Source organism: Candidatus Rokuibacteriota bacterium (assembly GCA_030647435.1).
Taxonomy (GTDB): Bacteria; Methylomirabilota; Methylomirabilia; order Rokubacteriales; family CSP1-6; genus AR37.
In genome coordinates, this window is record JAUSJX010000060.1 from 36,164 (window position 1) to 55,821 (window position 19,658).

Sequence of the window (19,658 nt, forward strand, 5' to 3'; positions counted from 1 at the left end):
CTTCACCTCACTGCGTGGGAATGAGGCAGGAATCGTCGCGGGAATCTCGTGGGAATGCGGGAATCGGACTGGGTTTTCGCCGGGCCGGTGCCGGACCCAGTTGGTTCCGAACCTGAACCTAGAGGCCAGCTACCGCCTGAGGGTTCTCCACTCAGCACTGGGGCTCGCTTGCGGGCCCCTTGGGCCAGGTGAAATGGAAGGTCGCCCCGTGGCCCTTGGCAGATTCCACCCAGATCCGTCCCCCCCTCCCCTGGACGATCTTCTTCACGATCGCCAGTCCTACCCCAGTCCCATCTACCTCGACCTCCTTCAGGCGCTGAAAGACCTCGAAGATGCGCTCGTGATAGGCCGGATCGATTCCGATCCCGTTGTCCCGGACGTAACACTCGACGAGCGTCCCCCGGTCCACGGCCCCCACCTCCACCCGCCCCTCGGACGTGTCGCCGAGATACTTGACGGCGTTTCCCAGCAGGTTCCTCATCACCTGCTCGATCTGCGTCCGGACCCCCCAGAGGGTTGGCAGCTCACCACGGATCAGCTGGATGCCCCGGTCCCGGATGGCGGTGGCCAGATCCGCGGCCACATCGTCCACCACCTCGGCGAGGCTCACGGCCGTGGCCGCCCTGGCCTCCCGCCCGACGCGCGCCAGGGCCAGGAGGTCCGCGATGAGGCGCTCCATCTGCTGGGTGTTGGCCTGGATCCGCTCGAGGTAACGCGCCGCTTCCCCTGGAAGCTGCTCCCGGTACTCCTCCAGGAGGAGGCCCGCCATCCCCTGAATGGTGACCAGGGGGGCCTTGAGATCGTGGGACACGCTGTAGACGAAGGTGTCGAGCTCCGCGTTCTTGCCCTGCAGATCGGCGCGCGCCCGCTGGCTCTCGTCGTAGAGCCGCGCGTTCTCTACCGACAGGGCTACCTGGGCGGCGATGGTCATGGCCAGATCGACCTGGGCCGTGCTCCAGTGATGCGGCCGCCGGACGTCCTGAAGGCTCAGGGTCCCGATCACCTCGTCCTTGGCGATCAGCGGGACGACGAGCGCCGCGCGGATGCCGAACGCCTCGACCCAGTCTGGCGCCAGCAGATCATTGTTCCGCGCGTCCTCGACCAGGACCGGCTGCTTGAGGCGAATCGCCTGGGCGTAGGCCGGCACCTCTTCCATGCGCTGGCCGCGGAACGCTTTGAAGCGCGCCCACAACTCCGGGTCGGAGTGGCCATCGGCGAACTGCGACATGACAGGGAGGAGGTGTCCGCCGCGCCAGAGATAGATGGAGCATCGCTCCATGTCCAGAGCCCGAGCGGTCTGCAGGGCGATCTTCTTGAGCAGCGGCTTGAGCTCGAACGTCGCGGTCGCCGCCTGGGTGATCTCGACCTGCGCGGCCAGCCCGGCCGCCCGGCTCCGCTCGTCGGCGTAGTGGCGCGCCGTGTCCACCGCCAGGGCCACCTGCGCCGCGATCGTCATGGCCAGGGCCAGCTGCTGCTCCCCGACCGGGCTAGGGTCGGTCCTGTCCAGGTGCAGGGCGCCGATCACCGTGCCCCGGCGGATGAGCGGGACGACCAGCACGCTCGTGACCGCAAAGGTCTCGACCCACCAGTCGGGCACCAGGGGACTGACCCGCGCGTCCGGCACCACGACCGGCGCGGCGGATCGCATGGCCTCGGTGAGCGCCGGAATCTCCTCGATCCGGTACTGCTCGAGGCTCTTGAAGGCGGCCCACAGCTCGGGCGCCGCCCGGCCGTCGGCGAACTGCGACATCACCGGCTGCACCCGGCCGTCGCTCCACAGGAAGACCGAGCAGCGGTCGAACCCCAGTACCTGTGCCGTCCGCCGGGCGATCTCCTTGAGCACCGGCTCCAGGTCGAGCGGGGAGTTCAAGACCTCGGCGATCTTCAGCAGCGCCGCCGTCTCCCCGAGCTGCCGCTCGGTCTCCTCGAAGCGCCGCGCGTTCTCGACGGCGATGGCCGCCTGGGCGGCCAGTTTGGTCAAGACGGCCTGATGCCGGGCCGTGAACGGGCGCGGGCTGCGGTTCACAACCCAGAGCACCCCGAGGATCTCGCCTTCGCGCAGGATAGGAACGGCCATGTTGGCGACGAAGCCCTCCTGCTCGGCCTGTGGGTTGTAGTCATGGCTGAGGCAGGGATCGCTGAGGTAGTCGCTGGTGACGAACGGCTGCCTGGTCTCTAGCACCTTCCCCCCGATCCCCTTGCCGGGCCGGATGCCCACGCCCGTGTAGACGTCGGTGCGGGTCCCGACGGACGCGACGATGGTGGCGACCCCGCGGGCCCGGTCATAGGGAGCGATGAAGGCCATGTCGCTGCCGCAGCGCTCCTGCGCGTACTCGACGATCTTGCGAAGGACCGACCCCAGATCCAGCGACGAGGACAGGTCCCGGGTGATCTCGGACAGGAGCTCGGCCTCGCGTCGCTGCTCCGCCATGTCGGCATACAGCCGGGCGTTCTCGATGGCGATGGCAGCATACTGGGCCAGGCTCGTCAGGAGTCGCACCTCGCGCTCATCGTAGGCGTGGGGCTGGTCCCAGTAGAGGCAGACCGCCCCCAGCACCGTCTCGCGGCTAAGCAGCGGCACGCCCAGAATCGCGCGATATCCTTGCTGCCGGACCATCTCGCGCATCGTCGCCCCGGCCTCCGGCCACGGCTCGTCGTACATCGGAAGCGGCTGCGACTCGACGTCGGGGCTGAAGATGACCTGCCGTCGCAGGGCGGCGCTCCCGGCCGCCCCCTGGCCCAGCCTGAGCGGCCAGAACGCTTGGCTCGGCGACATTCCCCGGGCGGCCCGCGCCTTCAGACGCTCATCGAGGGGATCGAGCTCGAACACCGCGCAGCGCTGGGCCCCAACGAGCGTGATGGCCCGGTCGGCGATGGCCTCCAGCACCCCCGGCAGGTGCAGCGTCGAGGTCAAGGCCTGTGCCGTCTCCTGCAGGGCGGCCAGCTCCATCGCCTGGCTGTCGGCGGTCCCCAGGGGGCGGTCCTCGATCGCGGATGGGCCCGCGGGCTTGCCGTCCACGCCCATGGTCGCCGTCACCGCGGCCTGCCGGAGCTGACCGGCAGCCTTTCGGTCGCCGGCGCGCCCGCCAGTTCCCCGGAGTTGCGATCGTCGGCTTCCAGGCGCCCGCGCGCCCCTACGATGAGCGCCTTCAGCGCCTCCGGGCTGACCGGCTTCGCGACCGTCCCGATGATCAGTTCGGAGTCGGCCGGCGGTACATCCACTTGGTTGCCCCAACCGGTCACCAGCCCCACGGCCAGCCGGGGCCAGCGCGATCGGATGGTGCGCGCCAGCTCCCACCCGGTCATGCCCGGCATCCCGAGATCGGTGAGGACAAGATCGATCGTTGTGCCTCCGTCGAGCAGCGCGAGGGCCTCCCGGCCACTCGCCGCCTGGAGGACATCGTGGCCCTGACCGGCCACCAGGTCCACCAGCATCGAGCGCACCTCCTCGTCGTCGTCGACGATCAGAATGTGCTGCGGTGTCACCGGGGTCCGCTCCCTGCCTGACGCAGGACCGACTCCTTCGTCCGCGAGGCAGGCCGCCACAACTGGGAGACGGACCGTGGCCACCGTGCCTCGCCCCGGCGCCGACTGCAGGTCGAGTTCGCCGCCGTGGCTCTTGACAATGCCGTAGCTCACGCTCAATCCGAGGCCGGTGCCCTTGGGCCCCTTGGTGGTGAAGAAGGGTTCCAGGGCGTGGCCCCTGACCTCGTCCGGCATGCCCATCCCGCTGTCGGCCACCGCCAGGCAGGCCCGCTTCCCCTCCAGAAAGGTCCGGATCTCGATCCGCCCTCCCGCGGGAAGCGCGTCCACGGTATTGAGGACGAGGTTCATGACCACCTCCCTCAGCGCCGGTGGGTTGCCAGAAACCGGCCCGACAGTACCCGCCCGGAGGACCACCTCGATGGGGACCCCCCGGGCCTGGGCTTGGTCCTGCCAGCGCGGTTGCGTCATCTCGAGGACTTCGCGGGCCAGCGCGTTGAGGTCCAGTTCCTGGCGTTCCTCGGACGCGCCCATCCGCGCAAATCGCTGGACCCGCCGCACCACCTCCGCCGCGTCGCCCGCTGCCCGCGCAATCGCCTCAAGCGGTCGCCGACACGCCCCCACGTCCGCCGTCTGCAAGAGCAGCTGGGCCCGCCCGAGGACCACGGCCAGAAGGTTGTTGAGATGGTGGGCCGCTCCCGAGGCCATCTCGCCCAGCGCTCGCAGCGTGGCCCCCTCCACCAGCTTCTCCTGCGCCGCCTGCAACTCGGCCAGCGAGCGCTGCGCCTCGGCGTACAGCCGCGCGTTCTCCAGCACCAGCTCGTGCTGCTTCAGGACCTTCCGGATGACCGTCGGCAGCGTCGTCAGATACCCGCTGCTCTTGATCACATAGTCCGAGGCGCCCGCTCGCATGGCCTCCACGGCCACCCGCTCGTCCCCCTGCCCCGTGACCATCACCACCGGCACCGATTCGCCCCGCCGCCGGATCTCCGCGAGCACCTCCAACCCGCTCAGGCGCGGCAGGCTGTAGTCCAGCAGGACGAGGGCATAGGATTGCCGCGTCAAGGCCTCGAGACACGCCAGCCCGTCCCCCACGGCGGTGACCTCGAAGGACGAGTCCTGGCGCCGCAGGGTCCGGGCGACCACCTCGGCCTGATCGGCATCGTCCTCGACCAAGAGCATGGCGATCCGCTCGCCGGGTGTCACAGCGGCGCTCAGCATCACGATTCAGGGGCGGGCAGGAGGTTCGTCAAGACCCAGTAGAGCTTCAGGCTCCTGACCTTCTCCACGAAGTCGGCAAACCGGACTGGCTTGGACACGAAGCTGTTGGCGCCCGCCTGATAGCTCTGGCAGATCTCGTCCTCCCGCTCCGAGGTCGTCAGCATGACCACCGGGATCGCCCGGAGCGCCTCGTCGGTCTTGATCCGGCGCAGCACCTCGTGTCCGTCCACCTTGGGGAGCCGGATATCGAGGAGGATGAGCTCGGGGCGGGGAGCCGTCGTCGGGTCGGCATAGCGCCCCCGGCGGTAGAGGAAGTCCAACGCTTCCTCCCCGTCCTTCACCCAGAAGATCTCGTTGAGCAGGTTCCCGTCTTTCAGGGCCTTGAGCGTGAGCTCGGCGTGGTCCGGGTTATCCTCCACCAGCAGGATATTCACTTCCCTCTGCTGCCGTCCCATGCTGTCCTCCTCATTGATCGCTGGGTGCGCGCGTCTGGCGCCTCGGCGGTGAGCAGCCGGGGCCCCGGGCCTCTGTCCCGGTGAGATACACCTCTAGGCATATGCGTCCCCAATGAGGATCACGGCACGATCGATGCCACAACTCGCAAGGGCCCTAACTTCGCAAATCTATTCCCTTCTTCGAAGGGAGACTCCCGTGGGGGTGGCCCTTCACTCTGACGCGCCCTGTCACCGATTACCCATCCTTGGTCCATTGGCATGAGTTCATGACCGGCGGAGGCTAGAGCTGCGGTGCCTCCATGGCTTGGGCGGTGGAGGGAGTTATGGGCAGACAAAAGTGTAGAATCCGCCGCAGCCGCCCGCTGCCAACTCTTCTTTCTCCTGCCTGCCGTGAGTGGTGCAGCGCGGCCCGCCTCGTGCCACGCATCGAGCGGGCGCTCTCGTGTGTTCGGAGAATCCCGCCAGCTGAGGACCTCGCCAAGGTTGATTTCGGCCCGCCTCGCCCGAGCGTCATCGATCGTCGCCCGCAGGCGCATCCGGAAAACGAGCGTACAACGGTTGCCGAATCGCGTTTGGGGGACCTCTACATCGCCACGCCATCGGGCGGAGTTGCGGGCGAACTACAGGTCAACTCAGGTCCAACTCGAAGATCAACCAGGTCGATTCCGGTGGTTGCGGGCCCACGCTACCGTCTAGACCAAGTCAACCTCGAAGGCGAGGGTGTTCGATTTCGGTGATTGCGGGCCCCCGCAACCACCGACGTCGATTCACGGCGGGAGTTAGAGCTAGGCGGCGTCTCAGCGGCGGCCAGGTCGGTATCTCGATGCCCGACCTTTGGATCACTGCCCCAACGGTCGGGAGATTCAATAGAGCGCGCGACAGCGCTGAGGATTGATTATCCCGGTTCCTTTTCGGACCGAGGCGCGGATTGAGAATCCCAGGCTCCTTCAAAGCGCCGAGGATTGATTCTCCCGTGTCCTTCCGACTGGGAACCGAGGATTGAATATCCCTTGTCCTTCCCAAAAGGAGCCGAGGATTGGAAATCCCTGGGTCCTTCAGAGCGCCGAGGATTGATAGTCCTGTGCTCTTTCAGAGCGCCGACGATTGAGAATCCTGTGCCCTCTAGCAAGCGCAGAGGATTGATACTCCCGGGTCCTTTCGGGCGCAGTCGCACCGCATGAGGATTGAACGACCTAATCTCAAGGAGAAGGCCAAGGACTAAGAATCCTGGGCTTCTTCAGAACGCCGACCTGCTCATACGTGTAGGCGTTGAAGAACATGCGTCCGGCCGGCCGGTAGGTGAGGTAAGCAGGCCACGTTCTTGACGTTCGATCCCCGCGAGAACCTGGCCACACTCAGGCCCTTTCAGCCCGGAAGCACGATGTGGTCGAAGCCCTCCGCGTACGTATAGTCTTTCGCCTTGCCAAGGGCGGCCGCGTGCGCTCGCATCCGAGCCTCTACGACGCTGAAATCGCCAAGCTGGCTCGCGTGACAACTGATGGCCTTCAGCTTGACGTCCATGGTGCCCGTGATGTCCACGATCAGGCTGGGCTGCTCCCACTGGATCAGATACACCTCCCGTACCTGGTGAGGCTCGTACTCCGGGAGAAGTTCGGGAAACGAGAGGTGGTCTCTGGCAAGCGGGTAGACGCAGTCGAGCACCACGCCTCCGGTGATCCGGTGGTCCCGGTGCCAGCCCGGGAAGTTGCTGTATGTGCGGTTCGGGTTCTGCGTGATGATCAGGTCGGGCCGCCATCGGCGGATCTGCCTCGTGACGTCACGCCGCAGGTTGCGCGTGTCCTCAACCTCACCGTCTTCGTAGCCGAGAAACTCTACCTGCTCGACGCCGAGCACCCGGGCGGCACGCCGCTGCTCTTCCTCGCGAATCGGCGCCAGGCGCTGCGAGGTGATGGTGCGGTCGCCCGACCCCTTGTTACCGTTCGTCACGATGACGTACGTGACCTCGCGGCCGTCCTTGACCAGCTTGGCCACGGTCCCGCCCGCCAAGAACTCTGGGTCGTCTGGGTGCGCGGTCACCACCATGACGCGCCCAGTCGCTGTTGTCATGAGTCTCTTCGTTCTTTAGTGACGGCGACCGACATTGCGCTCGCTTGGCGGCGGCACTGCCACGCTGTCGCCGTCAGCAGTGCCGCTCCAAAGAGAAACGGCGCGGAGAGATCCACCCCATCCGCAAAGGCGCCCAACACCAGAGGTCCCAGGATTTGCCCACTATCGGTCATCATGCGGAGCCAGCCGATCGCCACGCCTTGTAGAGGTGGCGGAACCTGATCGCCGATGACAGCCGTCGGGATGGCGGCCACAATGCCCGCGGCCGCGCCGATCGCCAGGCTCCAGACCCCGAGCACCACCGGGTGCGTCAGGAACGTCACAGTGCCGAGCAATGCGGCATAGCTCAGCAAGCCGGGGATCAGCACGCGCATGCGCCCCCACCGGTCCGACACGTTGCCCCCAAGCCAGAGCGCGAGGAGTCGGCCGAGCACGCTCAGACTGATAAGGAGCCCGATAGCCTCCGGGCCGACACCTCCCCGGCTGGTCAAATAGAGAGGAAAGAGGAAGACGAGGACACCCGTCTGAATGGCGATCAGGGTCGCATTGATCGCGCCCATGAGGAGCACACCGGGTGTGCGCAAGATTGCTGTCAGAAGGCGCCAGTCGCGTGATCCTCGCGCCACCGGCGAGCAGTGGGTACCAAGCGACGCCCACCGCCCTACCGCCACCGCCGCTGCGAACACGCACGCCGCCTCGAACAGGAACGGGCTCGCCGCTCCGAGCCCCTGATACAGCCAGCCGCCCACAGCGCTGCCGAGCAAGAGCCCGGCCGTTTCGCTCATCAACAGCAAGCTGACCGCCCGCCCACGCCGCTGTACGGTCGGGACATTCACCATGGCCGTGGTCGCGACTGTCGCGAACATGGCCCAGCCCACGCCGCCCAACGCGCGCAAGCCCAGGAATACGGTGTAGGTGCCGGTCATGACGCTGGCGAGGTCTATGAGCGCGATCAGCAGCAGGCCCCAGATCATGAGAGGTCGTCCGAGGCGGCCGAGCAGGTATCCGGTCGGCACGCTCGTGATCCATTTCCCCGCGCCGAAGACCACCGGGATCAAGGTCACCATCCTGTAGTTCGCCGCGAACGATCGTTGGAGGTAGAGCGGCAGCGAGGGACGGAGGGCGCCCTGACCAAGGTTGAATAAGAACGCCGCAGCAAGCACCGCGACCGGCACTCGCTGCTCCCGGTCAACGGGAGGCTCGCTCACCCGGTACTTTCAGTGGCGTTCGCGTGGGCGGGGTCACCAACTTCCTCGATCTCCAGACACCGGCATCCTTCTCTGGGCCGCTCCCGTGGCGACGTCAACAGGCGGTGCAACACTTGTTCAAGCTGCTGCTGGAGCAGTCCGAGCTCGGCGGACTGGTCCTGCACGGCAGAGAGCTGCCGTCGGACCAGCGCCAGCAGACGAGGACGCACGGGCAGGCGTGGTCCCCCATCAAGGCTCACGATCACTGTTTTGATGTCACGAAGCGGCAGGCCCAATGAGCGGGCCCGTCGGATGAAGCGCAGCCGCTGCACGCCAGACTGATCGTACTGTCTATATCCGGCTGCCGTCCGGCTCGGGGTCGGCAGCACGCCAATCTGTTCGTAGTAGCGAATGGTCTTCGCCGCCACCCCAGTCGCCGTGGCGAGCTGACCGATGGTGAGAGCGTGTGCCATCGGCTCACCTCCCTGTTTGATATGGGCTGCCACGATAGACCTTCCAGCTACTGGAAGGTCAAGGAGAATTTAGGGATTCGTTACCCGGGGCGACCGGCCTGCTTGATCCTGGATAGGTAGCTGCGGGCATAGCGGACTTGGGTCCACCTAAGGCTGTACCACTCGCACCCCTTGGTGGTCGGGCACTTCTCCCTAAGAATCAGCCCGTCATTCCTCTCGTTTTGCGGATTCTCCGGAGAGAGCGGCGCCCGCACCCAAGCCCACTGGATCAGGTCCCGAGCTTCGAAATAGGCCAATAGTTAATGGAGCTGATCCGTGGGAACAAATGGTGTTCGATCAGTAGTGTCCCAACGTTTAGGGTTGGATGGTCTGTAAGCTGCTGATCAAACAAGCGTAATCAATGAATTGTCTTGGTCTCGATTTGAACTGCGACCGCCGGTTCTGCGACCCTGCGAAGCACAACTTCGCGGGGGTGATCGATGAACCAAGGCAAGCTGGTGTTCGCGCAACTGATGCAGCACCTTCCGCTGACGACGTTTCGCCGATGCGTGGTCCGGTATCGGGGCGAACGCAAGGTTCAATCGTTCTCCTGCCTGGACCAGTTCCTGAGCATGGCGTTCGCGCAGCTGACCGTTCGCGAGAGCCTGCGCGACATCGAAGCGTGTTTGCGCGCCCAGCACTCCAAGCTTTATCACCTCGGGATTCGCTCGACGGTGGCGCGCAATACGCTGGCCAATGCCAACGCGGTGCGCGACTGGCGCATCTACGCCGACTTCGCCCAGAGCCTGATCGCCATCGCGCGACCGCTGTATGTCGGCGAGCCGTTCGGCGTCGATTTGCAGGACACCGTCTATGCGCTCGACACCACGACTATCGACTTGTGCCTGTCGGTGTTTCCGTGGGCGCCATTCCGCTCGACCAAGGCGGCGGTCAAGCTGCACACGCTGCTCGATCTGCGCGGCAACATCCCGACTTTTATCCATATCAGCGACGGCAAGATGCACGAGGTCAACATCCTCGATCAGTTGGTGCCCGAGCCCGGTGCGTTCTACATCATGGATCGGGGCTTCCTCGACTTTGCGCGGCTGTACCGCTTCCACCAGGCCGGCAGCTTCTTCGTCACCCGCGCCAAGTCCAATACCAAGGCCCAACGGCGATACTCGCATCGCATCGACCGCAGCACCGGGCTGATCTGCGATCAGACCATCTTCCTCACCGGGGTCTACTCGCCGCAGGACTATCAGGCCCCGCTGCGCCGCATTCGCTTCAAGGACCCGGAGACCGCCAAGACGCTGATCTTCCTGACCAACAACTTCACCTTGCCGGCCTTCACGATCACCGAGCTTTACCGCTGCCGCTGGCAGGTCGAACTCTTTTTCAAATGGATCAAGCAGCATCTTCGCATCAAAGCCTTCTTCGGCACGTCGGAGAACGCGGTCAAGTCGCAGATCTGGATCGCGGTGTCGGTTTACGTCCTGGTCGCCATCGTCAAAAAGCGTCTCAAACTTCCCGCCAGCCTCTATCAAATCCTACAAATCTTGAGCCTGACCATGTTCGAACGAATGCCTTTGGATCAACTACTTGCGCACACCGTGACCGACGACATCGATATAAACCTGACGTATCACCTGGCGGGCGACACCCACGCGCATAGTTCAGCGCCCTTTCTGTAAGCCAGCGTTGGCACGCCGGAGGGCCTTGGTCACAGTCTTGTCGGAGACCTTGAGCACCCGGGCGATCGCGCACGCGGACATCCCAAGGCGGTGCAATTCGCGCGCTTTTTCAGCGATTTGCAGGTAGATAAAAGATGGCGCGGTATCGACAACTGCGAACCGGAATGGAACCTCGGCGAGGGTTCGAATTGGTTGCGATTGCGTCCACCATTTCCATGACCGCCCTGCAGGTCCTGGTTCAGTTCCAGGGCTTCCAGGGCGGTTTCGGATTAAGTAGCACGGCCGGCCGACCGCATCTTCCCGGCATGACCCGCCCGGCTCTCGACCGCCACGCCGCCGCCGGCCGGACTCAACGGTTCCGCATAGCAAGGGCGCCATTCGCGCGACGCGTATAGGCAAGCGGGCAATCTTCTGCGCTGATAACCTTCCCCGAAGCCATGGCGCGCGGGTTGCTAACCTGCGCGGCGCGCTGCGTCACCGTTTCTCGATGGTTCCGTCCATTTCACGTTAGGCATCTCGGAGGCTAGCGCATGGCGATCGGAGCGGATCTGCGCGTTGAGGAACGTCTCGTTCAACTGCTCGAGCATTTGGGTCTCCCGGAGGCCCACGTCGCCGCGTGCCGGCCTGAAGACTGGGAGGGCCTCGTATCCCGGCACCCCGACCGCGTGGCATCGCTCACGCTCGTGTGCCCCCACACGATGGACACGACGCCCCTGCGCCCCGTCGCGTCCCGACTCGTCGTGATCACGGGGGATCAGGGACCGTCGGTGGCGCGCATCCGCCAATCCCTGGCGACCATCCCCGATGCGACGCTGATCACGCTGCGCGACTACGTCGCTCAAGGCTGGTCCGATGTGATCGCCGATCGCCTCGAGGAGATTGGCACCGCGATGGGGGAGCATCTGCGACGCATGGATCGGCAGCGCCAGAGCCGGGCGGTGGCGATCCCCGAAGGCGAGGGCCACGTCGCGGGCCTCTCGTACAGGATCCGGGGGACGGGCCCGCCGCTCCTGCTGCTGCCCCTGGGGCTGGCCCCTTCGCAATGGGGGCCCCTGTTCGCGACGCTGAGTGCGCGCTATTGCACGATCACACTCGGTGGTGCGGCGTTGGGCATGGTCGCGCTGCTGGAAAAGCGTGGCCACTCGGGCTACTGGCACGTGGTACGCAGCCTGATCGATGCCATCGAGGTGCGGCCTGGCGAGGCCATCCTCGAGGTCGGGTGCGGCTCGGGAGTGCTCATCCGCCGGTTGGCGCGACAGACGGGAGGAGCCAACCGCATCGTCGGCGTCGACATCAGCCCTTACTTGTTGCGCGAGGCTACGGCGCTGGCCAGGCAAGAGGGGCTCGAGGCCGCAATCACGTTCCAGGAAGGCAACGCAGAAGCGTTGCCATTCCCGGACAGCAGCTTCGACGTCACGATGGCATGCACCGTCCTCGAAGAGGGAGACGCCGATCGGATGCTGGCCGAACTGGTGCGGGTGACCAGGCCAGGTGGACGCGTGGCCGTCATCGTGCGAACCATCGACATGCCGTGGTGGGTGAACGCCCCGCTGGGACCGGCGCTGAAGACCAAGGTGGAAGCCCCCGGCGGTCAGAAGGGGTCCGGTGTTGCGGAGCGAGGCTGTGCCGATGCCACCATCTACCGGCGGTTTCATGCGGCGGCACTCACCAACCTGAGCGTGTTTCCCCAGTTCCAGACCGTGATGCCGGCGGAGCCGCGATTGGCGAGCTTCGAGCAGCAACTCCTGGCCCCGCTGAGCGCGGAGGAGGCCCAGGAGTGGCGGAGTGCGGTGACACAGGCGAAGGCGGAGGGGACGTTCTTCATCGCCATGCCGCTCCACTGTGCGGTTGGGACCAAGCCCTGATGGAGATCACGAGCGCCTAACCGATAAGGATTGAGACGACCGCCGCGGTCGTTTCAATCCGATGTTCAAGAAGCCCGGTGTGCGCGTCGGGGGTCCGCGGGATATGGGCAATGCTTCGGAGCGGATGGACGGGAGCGAGCGCTACGACGACGGAGGGGAGCCCGAGGGACCCTTGGGCATGCGCTGGCCGGAGTTCACCAAGCTATTCGCGCGCCGGGTCCGGCGGCAGCGGAGCCGGCGAGGGCGTCACGATGGCCAAGGCGCGTGGTGAGGGGCACACCGAGGCCGTACCGGCCCGTGCGGGTCGCGGGCCGGGTCAGAGATGGGGCGCCTCGCTGCCGGCGGAGCGCTTGCGATGCGCGGACGCAGAGGGCGCGCCGCGCGGATCAGGGCCCCACAGGCAGGGCGCTGAGGGTGGACGACTCGCCGGCCCGCTGACCAAGCGAGGCCAGCCCGCCGAGCGCGGAGTCTCCGGCCAGGAGCAGGCGGGAGAATCGCAGTGCGCCCCCGCAGTGACGGCAGCGCAGGGCCGCCGGGGGCTCGCTCGCGGCCTCGGGGGCTGCCAGCGCAAACCCGCTGGCGATTTCGATACGAGCTTTGACGTCCTCGAGGGGCACCGAGGAGCTGGGCGAGAGGAACCCGTAGTAGCGCACCTTCATGAACCCGCGCGGGAGCACATGCTGGAGGAACCGGCGCAGGAACTCCATGATCGGGAGGGTCATGGTGCGCACCCGGTTGCTCTGCGGCTTTTGATACCGGAACCGCACGTGGTCTTCATCGACGCTCAGGATGCGGCGCTCCGAGATCGCCACTTTGAACACGTAGGGGGCGAGGTACTGCAGCGCCCTGCTGCCGTCGCCCGCCGGCTGGCAGTGGACGTTCCACTCCGTCGACCAGACCTCCCCCGGAATCTCCCCAAGCAGGCCGTGCGTGTCGATCCGGTCGCGAAACTTGGCCCGAACGATCCGCGACAATGCCCGCACCGGGAGATAGAACCCGGCCCGGGCCGGATGCCAGCGCCCGTCCTCGTGGCTCAACGCGCCGCCCACGACGACATAGTGAATGTGGGGGTGATACTGCACGGTGCGCCCCCAGGTGTGCAAAACTCCGAAGAACCCCGCCACATCCCCGCCGATGTGCCGGGGGTCGACGACCAGCGCCTTGATCGCCCCCGACGAGGCTTCGAACAGCGCCCCGTAGCCGATCTTCTGATGCCGACGCAGGAAGGCGCGCAGGGGCTCGGGCACGGTGAAGGTGAGCAGGAAGTGCTCGCCGGGCAGCTGGCGCGCGCGTTGCCGCTCCAGCCATTCCTGCCCCTTCCCCTGCTGGCAGCACGGACAGTGCCGGTTGCCGCAGGAGCGATGGACCACGTGCCGCTGCCCGCACCCGTCGCACACATACAGGGCCGACCCGGCGGCCTCGGTATGGCAGTCGGCGATCGCTGCGATGACTTTCTTGTGGGCCTTGGGTATGGCCGACCCGAACCGGTCGAGGTAGGCTGGCCCATGCGTCCGAAAGAGCTCTTGGAGAAGACCCATGGCTACAGGCCCTCCATCACCCGGTCGATCAAGGCATAGGCGTCCTCCGTGCCCTTGTGGGTGAGGTGCAGATACAGCATGGTGCTCTCCAGGCTGGCGTGGCCCATGTGCCGCTGGATCACGCGGGGATTGACCCCGGCCTCGAGCAGATGCGTGGCATAGCAATGCCGCAGGGTGTGCACCGACACCCCGCGCTTGGCGACCCCCGCGGCGCGCGTGGCGTGGCGGAAGGCCCCCTGCACACTGCTCTTGGCCATCGGCGTCGTGGCGGTCGCGGCCGCACGCCCGTTGCGGCCGCACGCGGGAAAGAGCAGGCGGGGATTGCGGTGGCTGCGCCAGTGCGTGCGCAGGATGAGGAGGGTCGCGTGCGGCAGCGGCACGAAGCGGTCCTTGGCGCCCTTGCCGCGATGGACGTGGATCATCAGGCGCTGGCTATCGATGTCGGAGACCTCCAGATACTGCGCTTCCTGCAGGCGCAAGCCACATGCGTAGACCGTGCTCAAGAAGGCGTGGTTATGCTTCGTCCGCACGCAGCGCAAGATCCCCCGCACCTCCTCGGGGCTCAGGATCGCCGGCAGGCGCGCCTCACTCTTGGCGCGCAGGATGTCGAAGAGGTGCCAGTTGCGCTGCAGGACGTGCACGAAGAAGAATCGAATGCCGCAGTAGCAGATGCGCATCGTGTTCGGCGACCAGTGGTCGACGTTGCGCCGCCGCAAGAAGTAGGCTTCGAGCTCGGGCTCGGTAATCTCGTCGGGCGGCTTGCTGTAGAAGGTGCTGAGCATCCGCACGGCTCGGGTGTAGGCTTCCTGCGTGCGTTCCCCTTTGCCGTTGAGCTGCAGGGCGTTGATGGAGCGCTGGTACCAGTCGGTCATCATGGGTCTCTCCTCCGCGGTAAGAGTTGGGGATCTCGCCGTGCGATACACGGCGCTCCCCGAGGAGAGCAGAGGGAGGCCGGCCTGGCTAGTCCCGCGGTCGGGACACCCGGATCGACGGACAACTACTCTGGCAGAAGATGACACCTGCCGCGAAGCGGCTTACTTGAACTTCAGCTTGCAGCGGACGGCGTATTCGCGCCGCCGCTGAACCTGGCGTTAGGCCCTGAGATAAGAACGAGAAGACACTCAAGCGAGTTGATGCTGCCTGTTTATTGAGAACCTGTATAGGAGGAGGGGACGATCATGCCGATCTATATGTTCCAGGAGTCCTACACCAGCGAAGCCTGGGCAGTCCAAATCAGGAACCCGCAGAACCGCATGGAAGTCGCGCGGCGGCTCATCGAAGCCCAGGGGGGCAAGCTGCTGAGCGCGTACTATGCCTTTGGAGAGGACGATGTCGTCCTGATTGCGGAACTTCCAGACAATGTGAGCGCCGCTGCAATCGCCCTGACGGTTGCAGGCGGTGGCGCGGCGAAGGCGCTAAAGACCACCGTGTTGATGTCCGTTGAGGAGGGACTGGAGGCGATGCGCCGCGCCGGTGGTACGGGGTATCGCCCACCGGGGAGCTAGCCGCTGGGGTTAGACCGCGCGCGTTAGACCTCGCATTAGACCTCGCGTTAGACCCTCGTCCAAGGAGGACGCGCCATGTCTCAGCAGCAATCGGTGTCCGTGGAAACGGTGAAGGCCATCCTGGATGGCTTCAATGCCCACGATCTCGACGCGATCATGGAGTTTTTTGCGGATGATTGTTCGTTGGACCTGCCACGTGGGCCGGATCCCTGGGGACAACGTTTTGTGGGTAAGGCCGCCGTGCGAGAGGGATTGGCGACGCGCTTCAAGGGTCTTCCAGATGTCCACTATAGCGATGACCGCCATTGGATCAGTGGGAATCTGGTCGTTTCGGAATGGCTGCTGACGGGCACAACGCCCAATGGGGCCAAAGTCAAGGTTCGTGGGTGCGACCACTACGAGTTTCGAGACGGCAAGGCGATTCGGAAGGATGCGTATTGGAAGATAGTTGAGAAGCCATGATGAGGTATTGGGTCTACGCCGGCGCTGGACATTTACGGAGGAACACGCATGACACTCGAAGAGCACAAGGCGATCGTGCGACGGTTCTTCGAAGAAGCCTGGAACCGCCAGAACTTGGATGTAGTCGATGAGATCTTCGCTCCGGCAGTGATCTTCAACGGGCAGTCGATTACTCGCGAGGCGCTCAAGCAGGCTCTGGCCGGCCGGCGTGTCGCGTTCCCCGACATTCAGGTTAGGGTTGACGATCAGGTCGCCGAAGGCGAGAAAGTCTCCACGCGTCGGACATGGCGGGCCACCCATAAGGGCACATATCGTGGGGTTGGCGCGACGGGTAAGGTCGTGACATGGACGCAGATCAGCGTGGTCCGCTTCTCACAAGGCAGGATTGTGGAAGATTGGACCGTCGCGGACGAGCTCAGCATTTTGCAGCAGCTTGGAGTGTTGCCCGCATGAAGAGGATCTGAGACGCGCGTCTCTCGCCGGGCTTGCCACGCTGGGAGGGAGTGTCCTCACGCCGCGCGGTCACTCGTCGGCACAGGCGCCGCCCGCTGGTGGTGCCCTGCTCTAGCCGCGCGCTGGAGCAGGCCGCCGCCTCGCCTACGCTCAACGCGGGGCTCCTTTTGCTTCGCCCCACGGGCCGGCCGTTGATAGAATGGCGGGAGCCTCACATGCGTCCCATCTTCGTGCGAATGCTGGCCGCCTTCATGCTCTGCTGCGCCGCCCTGGCGGGGATGTCTCCCGCCGAGGCCGCCTCCGCTCGCCCGGCCGCCGTCGAGATCAAGGGACCCAAGGGCGCTCTCGGCCAGCTGACCCTCCAGGTGATGGACGACGGCAGCTCTTACGTCGCGGCCGAGCGTCTGGCCGGTCTCCTCAAGGGCTCCTGGGCCGTCAAGGGCAAGACGGGCACGCTGACGGTTGCCAAGCGGAGCGCCCAGTTCAACCGTGACCAGTCGCGGCTGACCCTCCAGGGCCACCCTCTCGTCCTCGAGGGAGCCCCGCGCGTCACTGCCAAGGGCTGGCTCATCCCGGCCGACTTCCTCGACAAAGGGCTGGGCCGACTGGCTCCGGGCGTGAGCGCCGCGCGTCCCGCCTTGGCGGCAGCGAAGTCGCCCGTCACGCGCGTGGATTCGAGCGTGGCCTTCGAGGAGCTGCGCTATCGCTCGTACCCGTCCTTCACCCGCATTGTCGTCGAAGCGGCCGCCAGGCTCTCTTACCTCACTGCGGCCGGCCGCAGCGAGATCCGCGTGAGGCTGAGCGGCCTCAACGTGGCGGGCGTCCATCTCGAGGAGATCGGCGACGGGCTCGTCAAGGAGGCGCGGCTCGAGGCGGCCGGGCCCGATGGCGTGCTCAACATCGTCCTCGAGGGCCCCGCCGCCGAGGTGAAGACCGCTTCGCTCCAGGATCCCTTCCGCGTGGTCGTGGACATCTACCGCGCGAAGGAAAGCGCGGGTACTGGAGGCTCGCGGGCCAACAACGGGGGCGCGCCGCCGCTCAAGCGGATCGTGCTCGACGCGGGCCACGGCGGCCACGACCCCGGCGCCAGGGGGCCCGGCGGCGTCCAGGAGAAGGACGTGGTGCTCGATGTGACCCGGCGCGCCGCGCGCATGATCGAAGACGGCCTCGGCATCAAGGTGGTGCTGACGCGCAGCACGGATGTTTTCGTGCCGCTCCGCGAGCGGACCAACTTCGCCAACAAGCAGCGCGCCGACCTCTTCGTCTCCGTCCACGCCAACGCGCATCCGCGATCCGTCTCCGAGGGCGTCGAGACCTACTTCCTCTCCTCCGAGGCGACGGACAACGAGGCCCGGCAGATCGCCGCCATCGAGAACGACGTCGTCCAGCTCGAGAGCCCGCAGTCGCGCCAGAAGACGGATCTCCTCAAGAGCATCCTCTGGGACATGGCGCAATCCGAGTTCCAGCAGGAGTCGAGCTTTCTCGCCGAGACCGTCCAGGACTCGATGACCCAGTCGCTCCGCCTCACCAACCGCGGCGTCAAGCAGGCGGGCTTCTACGTGCTGGGCGGCGCCGCCATGCCGGCCATCCTGATCGAGATCGGATTCCTGACGAACCCGAAGGAGGAGAAGAAGCTCGCCTCCGGCGAGCACCGGGAAGCGATCGCCCGCGCCATCTACGCGAGCCTCGCCGAGTACAAGCGTCGCTACGACCAGCGCGTGCGGACAGTCCAAACGCAACCGGTCAGGAGTGGGGCGGCTAGATGACCGTCAGGCACGACGGCCGGGCCTCGGACCAGCTGCGCCCGGTCCGGATCACCCGCGACTACCTGCGCCACCCCGAGGGCTCGGTCCTCGTCGAGTTCGGAGACACCAAGGTCATCTGCACGGCGTCCATCGAGGAAAAGGTGCCGCCCTTTCTCAAGGGACAAGGTAAGGGCTGGGTGACCGCGGAGTACGGCATGCTGCCGCGCTCGACCAACACGCGCATGAATCGCGAGCGGAACGGGCCCTCCGGGCGCTCGCAGGAGATCCAGCGTCTCGTGGGGCGCTCGCTCCGTGCCGTGGTCGAGATGGCGAAGCTGGGCGAGCGCACCGTCTGGGTCGACTGCGACGTGATCCAGGCCGACGGCGGCACGCGCACGGCGGCGATCACCGGCAGCTTCATCGCCATGGCGGACGCCATCGGCACCGTCGTCAAGGCGGGGGCGCTGCCGAGCACACCCGTGCGGGACTGCGTCGCCGCGATCAGCGTCGGCATCGTCGGGGGCGCGCCCGCGCTCGACCTGAACTACGTCGAGGACTCGACCGCCGAGGTGGACATGAACGTGGTCATGACTGGTGCCGGCGCATTCGTAGAGGTGCAGGGGACGGCCGAGCAGACGCCCTTCGGCCGGGACAGCCTGGCCGCCATGCTGGCGCTGGCGGAGCAAGGCATCGGGCGCCTGATCGCCCTCCAGCGGCGCGCCGTCGACGCGCGCGGCGAGGCGTCCTTCGTCCTCTGAGTTGGCGGCCTCTAATCGGACGCTGGTGCTGGCCACGGCCAACCGCGCCAAGGCGCTGGAGATGGCCGCGCTTCTTGGAGACACCCCCTTCCGGATCCGGAATCTCACCGACTTCCCCGGAGTGACCCTGCCTCTCGAGGGCGAATCGTCCTACGCGGAGAACGCCCTCGCCAAGGCGCGCGCCGTCGCGGCGGCGACAGGAGAGATGGCGCTTGCCGACGACTCGGGAATCGAGGTGGATGCCCTCGGCGGCGGTCCCGGCGTGCTCTCGGCCCGCTATGGCGGCCCCGGCTTGAGCGATCCCGAACGCTGCGCGGTCATGCTGAGAGAGATGGCGTCAGTGCCCCGCGAGAAGCGGACCGCGCGCTTTCGCTGCCTCATCGCCATCGTCTGCCCGCACCGCCGCCGCGAGACCACGGTCGAAGGCGTGGTCGAAGGCGTCCTGCTGGACGCGCCGCGCGGAGACGGTGGCTTCGGCTACGACCCGCTCTTCTTCTACCCGCCGCTGGGGCGCGGCTTTGCCGAGCTCGCGGCCGATGAGAAGAACCGCGTCAGCCATCGCGCGCAGGCCTGTCAGCAGGCCCGCGCCTGGCTGCTTTCCGAGCCTTGAACGGGCTTCGGGCCGGGCGGTATACTCGCGAGGACACACCGGGGTGTGGCGCAGCTCGGTAGCGCACCTGCTTTGGGAGCAGGGGGTCGGAGGTTCAAATCCTCTCACCCCGACCAGTTCACGACTCGCCGGCGGCCGCAGGGTTTGTGGTCGCCGGCGGGTC

General features: G+C 66.2%; 16 protein-coding genes and 1 tRNA gene. 9 read left to right on the forward strand and 8 right to left on the reverse strand.

The annotated features are described in order from the left end of the window. Positions 1–151: 151 nt before the first annotated feature. The 6 genes from Q7W02_10855 to Q7W02_10880 all read right to left on the reverse strand — a co-directional run bounded on the left by Q7W02_10855 (position 152) and on the right by Q7W02_10880 (position 8,919). Positions 152–3,037, reverse strand: a complete 2,886-nt coding sequence (locus Q7W02_10855; protein ID MDO8476667.1) for a GAF domain-containing protein — start codon at positions 3,035–3,037, stop codon at positions 152–154. Further along, the gene (locus Q7W02_10860) at positions 3,034–4,704 is read right to left on the reverse strand and encodes a response regulator (GenBank protein ID MDO8476668.1); all 1,671 of its coding nucleotides are present in this window, start codon (positions 4,702–4,704) and stop codon (positions 3,034–3,036) included. The genes Q7W02_10855 and Q7W02_10860 overlap by 4 nt, the downstream gene beginning before the upstream one ends. Then, the gene (locus Q7W02_10865; protein MDO8476669.1) at positions 4,704–5,159 is read right to left on the reverse strand and encodes a response regulator; all 456 of its coding nucleotides are present in this window, start codon (positions 5,157–5,159) and stop codon (positions 4,704–4,706) included. Before Q7W02_10865 ends, Q7W02_10860 begins: the two co-directional genes overlap by 1 nt. Before the next feature lie 1,365 nt (positions 5,160–6,524). Further along, positions 6,525–7,226, reverse strand: coding sequence for a PIG-L deacetylase family protein (locus Q7W02_10870; GenBank protein ID MDO8476670.1), 702 nt, complete (start codon positions 7,224–7,226; stop codon positions 6,525–6,527). Continuing rightward, complete coding sequence (locus Q7W02_10875) at positions 7,223–8,401, reverse strand: MFS transporter (GenBank protein ID MDO8476671.1); 1,179 nt, start codon at positions 8,399–8,401, stop codon at positions 7,223–7,225. The genes Q7W02_10870 and Q7W02_10875 overlap by 4 nt, the downstream gene beginning before the upstream one ends. Before the next feature lie 29 nt (positions 8,402–8,430). Next, a complete protein-coding gene (locus Q7W02_10880; GenBank protein MDO8476672.1) occupies positions 8,431–8,919 on the reverse strand; it encodes a MerR family transcriptional regulator in 489 nt (162 codons plus the stop codon). A gap of 446 nt (positions 8,920–9,365) precedes the next feature. On the opposite strand from Q7W02_10880, the gene Q7W02_10885 reads away from it, so the two are divergent. Then, positions 9,366–10,559, forward strand: a complete 1,194-nt coding sequence (locus Q7W02_10885; protein MDO8476673.1) for an IS4 family transposase — start codon at positions 9,366–9,368, stop codon at positions 10,557–10,559. Between the two features lie 530 nt (positions 10,560–11,089). Beyond that, positions 11,090–12,424: a methyltransferase domain-containing protein gene (locus tag Q7W02_10890; protein ID MDO8476674.1), complete on the forward strand. Its 1,335-nt coding sequence runs from the start codon at positions 11,090–11,092 to the stop codon at positions 12,422–12,424. Between the two features lie 386 nt (positions 12,425–12,810). Here the strand turns inward: Q7W02_10890 and Q7W02_10895 are convergent, their stop codons facing one another. After that, positions 12,811–13,962, reverse strand: a complete 1,152-nt coding sequence (locus tag Q7W02_10895; protein ID MDO8476675.1) for a transposase — start codon at positions 13,960–13,962, stop codon at positions 12,811–12,813. A gap of 2 nt (positions 13,963–13,964) precedes the next feature. Then, positions 13,965–14,837 carry a site-specific integrase gene (locus Q7W02_10900; GenBank protein ID MDO8476676.1) on the reverse strand — a complete coding sequence of 291 codons (873 nt, stop codon included), beginning with the start codon at positions 14,835–14,837 and terminating at the stop codon, positions 13,965–13,967. Positions 14,838–15,140: 303 nt separating this feature from the next. Between Q7W02_10900 and Q7W02_10905 the strand changes: the two genes are divergently transcribed. The 7 genes from Q7W02_10905 (at position 15,141) to Q7W02_10935 (ending at position 19,611) form a co-directional block, all read left to right on the forward strand. Next, entirely contained in the window at positions 15,141–15,467 is a 327-nt protein-coding gene (locus Q7W02_10905) for a GYD domain-containing protein (protein ID MDO8476677.1), read from the forward strand. 75 nt (positions 15,468–15,542) lie between these two features. Then, the gene (locus Q7W02_10910) at positions 15,543–15,929 is read left to right on the forward strand and encodes a nuclear transport factor 2 family protein (GenBank protein MDO8476678.1); all 387 of its coding nucleotides are present in this window, start codon (positions 15,543–15,545) and stop codon (positions 15,927–15,929) included. A 48-nt stretch (positions 15,930–15,977) separates the two neighbouring features. Continuing rightward, positions 15,978–16,382, forward strand: a complete 405-nt coding sequence (locus Q7W02_10915; GenBank protein ID MDO8476679.1) for an ester cyclase — start codon at positions 15,978–15,980, stop codon at positions 16,380–16,382. A 215-nt stretch (positions 16,383–16,597) separates the two neighbouring features. Then, the gene (locus Q7W02_10920) at positions 16,598–18,148 is read left to right on the forward strand and encodes an N-acetylmuramoyl-L-alanine amidase (GenBank protein ID MDO8476680.1); all 1,551 of its coding nucleotides are present in this window, start codon (positions 16,598–16,600) and stop codon (positions 18,146–18,148) included. Next, positions 18,145–18,885 carry a ribonuclease PH gene (gene rph, locus Q7W02_10925; GenBank protein ID MDO8476681.1) on the forward strand — a complete coding sequence of 247 codons (741 nt, stop codon included), beginning with the start codon at positions 18,145–18,147 and terminating at the stop codon, positions 18,883–18,885. The genes Q7W02_10920 and rph overlap by 4 nt, the downstream gene beginning before the upstream one ends. 25 nt (positions 18,886–18,910) lie before the next feature. Beyond that, entirely contained in the window at positions 18,911–19,495 is a 585-nt protein-coding gene (locus Q7W02_10930) for a non-canonical purine NTP pyrophosphatase (protein MDO8476682.1), read from the forward strand. A 39-nt stretch (positions 19,496–19,534) separates the two neighbouring features. Then, positions 19,535–19,611, forward strand: a tRNA-Pro gene (locus tag Q7W02_10935). Positions 19,612–19,658 lie beyond the last annotated feature (47 nt).